This window comes from Pauljensenia sp. UMB3104, assembly GCF_030217285.1.
GTDB lineage: Bacteria > Actinomycetota > Actinomycetes > Actinomycetales > Actinomycetaceae > Pauljensenia.
In genome coordinates this window covers 1-6480 of sequence record NZ_JASONN010000040.1, presented here as the reverse complement: position 1 = coordinate 6480, position 6480 = coordinate 1, and the positions used below count along the sequence as shown (strand labels likewise).

Annotated in this window: 7 protein-coding genes; 5 read left to right on the top strand and 2 right to left on the bottom strand. The window is 64.7% G+C overall.

Going from position 1 to position 6480, the window contains the following annotated elements; genetic code table 11:
• Positions 1-276: 276 nt before the first annotated feature.
• Both QP415_RS10555 and QP415_RS10550 read right to left on the bottom strand, forming a co-directional pair.
• The gene (locus tag QP415_RS10555; RefSeq protein WP_048676435.1) at positions 277-606 is read right to left on the bottom strand and encodes a branched-chain amino acid transporter permease; all 330 of its coding nucleotides are present in this window, start codon (positions 604-606) and stop codon (positions 277-279) included.
• Positions 603-1391: an AzlC family ABC transporter permease gene (locus QP415_RS10550; RefSeq protein WP_285100002.1), complete on the bottom strand. Its 789-nt coding sequence runs from the start codon at positions 1389-1391 to the stop codon at positions 603-605. Before QP415_RS10550 ends, QP415_RS10555 begins: the two co-directional genes overlap by 4 nt.
• 243 nt (positions 1392-1634) lie before the next feature.
• Here QP415_RS10550 and QP415_RS10545 point away from each other — a divergent pair, with 243 nt between their 5' ends.
• From QP415_RS10545 to QP415_RS10525, 5 genes are all read left to right on the top strand, one after another.
• Positions 1635-2537 (top strand): cysteine ABC transporter substrate-binding protein, encoded by a 903-nt coding sequence (locus QP415_RS10545; RefSeq protein WP_016460778.1) that lies wholly within the window; start codon positions 1635-1637, stop codon positions 2535-2537.
• 88 nt (positions 2538-2625) lie between these two features.
• Positions 2626-3285 carry an amino acid ABC transporter permease gene (locus QP415_RS10540; protein WP_285100000.1) on the top strand — a complete coding sequence of 220 codons (660 nt, stop codon included), beginning with the start codon at positions 2626-2628 and terminating at the stop codon, positions 3283-3285.
• Complete coding sequence (locus tag QP415_RS10535; protein WP_285099999.1) at positions 3266-3943, top strand: ABC transporter permease subunit; 678 nt, start codon at positions 3266-3268, stop codon at positions 3941-3943. The genes QP415_RS10540 and QP415_RS10535 overlap by 20 nt, the downstream gene beginning before the upstream one ends.
• Entirely contained in the window at positions 3931-4743 is an 813-nt protein-coding gene (locus QP415_RS10530; protein WP_285099998.1) for an amino acid ABC transporter ATP-binding protein, read from the top strand. Before QP415_RS10535 ends, QP415_RS10530 begins: the two co-directional genes overlap by 13 nt.
• Positions 4744-5322: 579 nt before the next feature.
• Positions 5323-6480, top strand: a 1158-nt coding sequence (locus QP415_RS10525; RefSeq protein ID WP_285099997.1) for an ISL3 family transposase, incomplete at its 3' end; no start/stop codon positions are given.

Below are 6480 nucleotides of genomic sequence, written 5' to 3'. Positions count from 1 at the left end.
GAAGGATCACACGGTGACCGCACCCATATCAAACGGGCCGACCACCACACGGTTACACCACTATGCGGGACACTACTATTTCGCATGCAATTCCCCTGTGACTATTTCAGGATTTGAATTGGCATCGTTGGAATTGCAACGATTCCGGAGGTTGTTGAAAGTTCACGCAACCGAATTGCATGCGAAATTTCTGGTAGGTGTCTGCGCCTTCACTCATGGGCCCAGCCAGCTGGAGCTCAGCCAGCTGGTGACACCCCGTTCGCGACAGCCAGGTCGTCAGAGCCAGTTCAGCAGCGCGACGTAGCAGACCGTTCCGATGCCGACGCTCCACAGGAGCTTGCGGCCGCTCAACAGGTGCACCGCGACCGTCACGCCCGTCGCCACCAGCGCCGCCCACCAGCGCTCGCCCGCCGCCTGCGCGCCCTGCGACAGCGTGGAGAGCACCAGGATCAGCATGATGCCGGGCGGCATCCACACCGCCATGTCGGAGACAAAACGCGAATCACGCAGCGGCTCCAGAATCTTGAACGGCAGAGCGCGCAATGTAAAGTCGATGACGAAGACGATCACCAGGAGCGCCAGCAGGTAGCCCAGCGTCGGAGTCACTGCGCACCCCCTTCGCGGGCCGCCTGGCCCTGCCCATCAGCCGAGGTGGGAGAGTCGGGGGAGCGCAGGATGCCTCGGCGATGAAGGATGTGGCGAACCACCAGGCACGCGACGAACAGCAGGAGCGCCACCAGGAGACGCTGTCCGGGCGCCGCCACCATGGCCACCGCGAAGGACGCGCCGGCCAGGAGGACCGAGGGCAGCTCGCGCCTCGTGCGCGCTGCGTCCAGCGTCAGCGTGATGAACAGGGCCGTGAGTGCGAAATCCAGGCCCTCGATCTGCGTCGGAATCAAGGAACCCGCAGACACGCCCACGAGGCTCGACGTCACCCACGTCAGGTTAAAGAGAACCTGCATCGCCAATAGACGAGGCTTCGTCCACCCGTTCGGGCGGGCGGCGGTCAGCGCGTAGGCCTCGTCCACGAGGGCGTACATCGAGAAGAGGCGCGCGAAACGCCCCTCAATCACGTGCAGCGGGAACGAGAACGCGAAAAACAAGAGGCGGAAGTTGACCAGCAGCATCGTCACCGCGATGACGGCCAGCGGCGTATTCTGCGCGGCCAGCGTCACGACGAGCAGTTCGGCCGACCCCGAGTAGGCGGACAGGGAAAGCGCCGGAGCCAACCACCACGGCAGGCCCAGCTGGATGACGAGAACGCCGTACGCGAGGCCCAGCGGGATATATCCCGCGGCCACGGGTGCCGTGATGCGCAGGCCCTCGAGGATCTCGTGGCGGGTAGGGCTAGCCGGCACGGGGAGATTCACGGTGCGCGGTAGCTTGGGCATGGGTGTAATTTTCGCGTGCCTGTCCGTCCAATTGCGAGCGGGCGCACCGTAGCGTGACGACTTCCACGTTTTGTTGGGCCCTTGGTCCTGGCCCGGAATTCCGCGGTTTGTCACCGCGCTCGTTTGTCACATAGTTCCAAAACTGGATCGCCCCCTCGCATGTGGTCCGAAGCAATGAAAACATCGACACCAACACCGGGGAACACCCCTCGGTTTGATAAATCCCGCAGATCAGGAGCCCTCATGAGCGCCACTCACGCACGCAAGAAGCCATTCCTTCGACTCGCCACGGCCGCCGTCGCCATGGTCGCAGCCCTCGGCATGGCCGCATGCTCCGGTGGCGCGGCCTCCTCCTCGTCCTCCTCGTCCGGCGCGCAGGTCGGGGACCGCAGCCCCGAGCAGATCAAGGAAGCCGGCGAGATCGTCATCGGCATCTTCTCCGACAAGGCCCCCTTCGGCTACATCGACGCCGACGGTAAGCCCGCCGGATACGACGTCGTCTACGGCGACCGCATCGCCGCCGACCTGGGTGTCACCGCCAAGTACGTCCCCGTCGACGCCGCCGCCCGCACCGAGGTCCTCGCCTCCAACAAGGTCGACATCACCCTCGCGAACTTCACCGTCACGCCCGAGCGCGCCGAAAAGGTCGACTTCGCGAACCCCTACTTCAAGGTCTCCCTCGGCGTCGTCTCGCCCACCTCGGCTGAAATCACCGACGTGAGCCAGCTGGCCGGCAAGACCCTCATCGTCACCAAGGGCACGACCGCCGAAGCCTACTTCGAGGCCAACCACCCCGAGGTCAAGCTCCAGAAGTACGACCAGTACTCCGACGCCTACCAGGCCCTCGAGGACGGCCGCGGCGACGCCTTCTCCACCGACAACACCGAGGTCATCGCCTGGGCGATTCAGCACCCCGGCTTCAGCGTCGGCATCAAGAGCCTGGGCGAGACCAGCTACATCGCGGCCGCCGTCAAGAAGGGCAACACCGCTCTCCTCGACTGGCTGAACAACGAACTCGTCGAGCTCGGCAAGGAAAACTTCTTCCACAAGGACTACGAGCAGACCCTCGCCCCCGTCTACGGTGACGCCGCGACCCCCGACGACCTGGTCGTCGAAGGCGGCGTGGACACCACCTCCACCAACTGACACAGGTACGAGGCCGTGGCTCGCTCCCGGGTCCACCCGCCGCGGGTGATCGCCCCGAGTGGTCCCGGCCTCGTCCCAGATTTCGCCTATGAATCTTGACATCCTGGCGCGATACGCGCCCATGTACGTCGAAGCCGCCATCCTCACCCTGAGGATCGCGGCTATCGGCATCGTCGGCTCCCTCGCCCTCGGCCTGCTCGTGGCTGCGATTCGGCACTACCGGATCCCCGTCGCCGCCCAGATTGCCGCGGCCTACGTCGAACTGTCGCGCAACACGCCCCTGCTCGTGCAGCTCTTCTTCATTTACTTCGGCCTGCCGCGCGTGGGCATCAAGTGGAGCGGCGAGACCTGCGCGATCGTCGGCCTCATCTTCCTGGGTGGCGCCTACATGGCCGAAGCGTTGCGCTCCGGCCTCGACTCGATCGCCACGATTCAGTGGGAGTCCGCGGCAGCGCTCGGCCTCACGCGCACCCAGACGCTGCGTCACGTCGCCCTGCCGCAGGCCATTGCGACCTCCGTGCCGCCGCTGGCCGCCAACGTCATCTTCCTCATCAAGGAAACCTCCGTCGTGTCCGTCGTCGCGCTGCCCGACCTCGTGTACGTCGCGAAAGACCTCATCGGTATGTCCTACAACACCTCCGAAGCGCTGATCCTCCTGGTTCTCGCCTACCTGGTGATCCTCCTGCCCGTGTCCATCGCGGCCCGACTCGTCGAAAAGAAGGTGCGCCGTGGCGGATTTGGGAATTAACGTCATCTTCGAGGGCCGCAACCTGCTGCGCATCCTCGAGGGCCTGGGCGTCACCGTCGGCATCTCCGCGCTGTCCGTCGTGCTGTCCCTGGTGCTCGGCGTGTTCGTCGGCCTCGGCATGCGCTCGCGCTGGCGAGCCCTGCGCTGGCTCATGCAGCTCTACCTCGAGTTCGTGCGCATCATGCCCCAGCTCGTCCTCCTGTTCGTCGCCTACTTCGGGCTCACGCGCGTCGCGGGAATCAACCTGGACGGCATCACCGCGTCCGTCCTCGTGTTCACCCTGTGGGGCGGTGCCGAGATGGGCGACCTCGTGCGAGGCGCGCTCATCGCGATCCCCCGCCACCAGTACGAGTCCGCCTACGCTCTGGGACTCACCCCGAGGCAGACCATGCGCCGCGTGATCCTGCCGCAAACCCTGCGCAGGCTCGCACCCCCGGCCGTCAACCTCATCACCCGTATGGTGAAGACGACGTCCCTCGTCGTCCTCATCGGCGTCGTCGAAGTCCTCAAAGTTGGACAGCAGATCATCGACGCCAACCGCTTCAACTACCCGACCGCCTCGCTGTGGATCTACGGCCTGATCTTTGCGCTGTACTTCCTCATCTGCTGGCCCATCTCGCTCCTCTCACGCCACATGGAGAAAACATGGCAGAACTGACCTCCGACACCGCGGCCTCGCCCGAGCGCGCCACGTCCTCGTCCGTGGAAAACCCGCAGCTGCGCCTCGTCGACCTCGACAAGACCTACCCCGGCGGCCACCACGCCCTGCGCGGCGTCTCCCTCGATGTTGCCGACGGCGAAGTCGTCGTCATCATCGGACCCTCCGGCTGCGGCAAGTCCACGCTCCTGCGCACGATCAACGGCCTCGAGCCCATCAACTCCGGGCAGATCCTCTTCGACGGGAACGACCTGGCGGCCCCCGGCGTCTCCTGGCCCGAGGTCCGCCGCCGCATCGGCATGGTCTTCCAGTCCTATGAGCTCTTCCCCCACCTGACCGTCATGGGGAACCTGACGCTCGCCCCCGGCCTCGTCGCGGGAGAATCGCGCGCCGACGCGAGCGCGCGGGCGCTGAAACTGCTCGAGCGCGTGGGCCTGGCTGACCGTGCCGACGCCTACCCGCGCCAGCTGTCCGGCGGCCAGCGCCAGCGCGTCGCCATCGTGCGCGCCCTCATGATGGACCCCGAGATCCTCCTCCTCGACGAGGTCACGGCCTCCCTTGACCCGGAGATGGTGCGCGAGGTCCTCGACGTCGTCCTCGAACTGGCGCGCACAGGCATGACCATGCTCATCGTCACGCACGAGATGGGCTTCGCCCGCGCGATCGCCGACCGTATCGTCTTCATGGACGAGGGTCGCATCGTCGAGGTCGACCCGCCGCGTAAGTTCTTCGCGGATCCGTCCTCGGATCGTGCGCGCAAGTTCCTCGACATCTTCAGCTTCGAGGGCGCCAAGCTGTAAGCGTGTGGCGTGGCTGGGCTCCTCGCGGAGGGGCCTTGGCGGGGGCGCAGGCCGGGGGCTTGCGCCCCCGTTGTCGTGCTTGTTGTTGTGCTTGTTGCTGTGCTTGTTGCTGTGTGCTCCGGCTTTTTCCGGGTGCCGGAGGGGTTGGCCTTGCTGGGCCCGGCTGCTTGGTGCACCCGCGGGCGGCGGCCTTCGTGCAGTTTGCTTGGGTGGTGACATCGATTGACCTGTAGATGCCGCGTTTGTTCTTGTTGATTGGGGCGGTGCACCCGATCCGTAGGCATTACACCTCTTCTGATCGGGTGCACTGCGACTGATCGGGTGCACTGCGACTGATCGGGTGCAGTGTCGCGTAGGTGCATCGGGGGCTCGCGGACAGGAAATTGCTATGCGGATAGGTTACGAGGATCCGGATAGGTTACGAGCATCCGGATACCTTAATAACCTATCCGCGTGCGCATAACCGGCTCTTCCGAGTTGAGTGTGGGTGACCGGGTGTTGGTCGGGGGTTGCGGGTAGAGGTCGAGGTCCTTGATGATGAGCGGACTTCTACCCCCGCTGTCGTCAAGGACCTCGACAATGTCTCACCCTACCTGCTGCTTCTCTGTGTCGCTTGATCGTTGTGATCGGTGTGATCTGCTCGTCGACTTGGAGGGCTTCCATCTGATCGCTGTCGCTCGACGTGAGTGTGGTCTGGTGCTTGACATAGAGTCCTGCGATCACTTTGCTGGCTGCCCGGGTTGTGGGGTGATCGCTCAAGGTCACGGGCGTGTGGTGGTGGAGGTGATTGACGCGCCCTGGGCCGGGGTTCCGGCGCGGATCCGGTGGTTTAAGCGACGCTGGATATGCCGCGAACACACCTGCCAGATCGCGACCTTCATCGAGCAGAACCACTCGGTGTGTGCTCCCAGGGCGCGTTTGGGTGTGCGGGCGATCCGCTGGGCGATCCGACAGTTGCGCTTTGAGGGAGCCAGTATCTTGGGACTGGCCCGCCAGTTAGGAACCACGTGGAATACCGTGTGGTCCCATACCAAGCCGTGCCTGCAAGCTGCTTGTGATGACCCCGCCCGTTTCACTGGGGTTCAGGTATTGGGGGTCGATGAGCACGTGTGGCACCACCAGGACCGACGCCGCCGGGGCCCGCGTGAGTTCACCGGCATCGTGGATCTGACACGCGGGGAGGATCATCCCACGGCCCGCTTGCTGGACCTGGTCCCGGGAAGGTCTGGCACCGTGTACAAGAACTGGCTGGCTGAGCGCGGCGAAGATTTCCGTGCAGGGGTGCAAATCGCGACGCTGGATCCCTTCCAGGGATATAAGAACGCCATTGATGACCAGCTCCAAGACGCCACCAGCGTGCTCGATGCCTTTCACATCGTCAAGCTCGCCGGCGATGCCCTTGATGAGGTACGTCGTCGCGTCCAGCAAGAAACGCTGGGGCACCGCGGACGCAAGGGTGATCCCCTCTACCGAATCCGGCTTCTCCTTCGCGCCTCGCATGATCGGCTCACGAAGCGTCAACAAGAACGACTCCGCGCAGCCTTCACGGCAGATGAAGCCCATATCAGTGTCGAAGCCGCCTACCACTGCGCCCAGCAAGTCCGAGACGTCTTCCACCAAGCCACACCCGCCCAAGGCCGACACCTGGCCGCTCGTCTCATCGAGCGCCTACCAACGTGTCCCATCCCCGAAATCGCTCGCCTAGGCCGGACCCTACGCAAGTGGAAGGACGCCTTC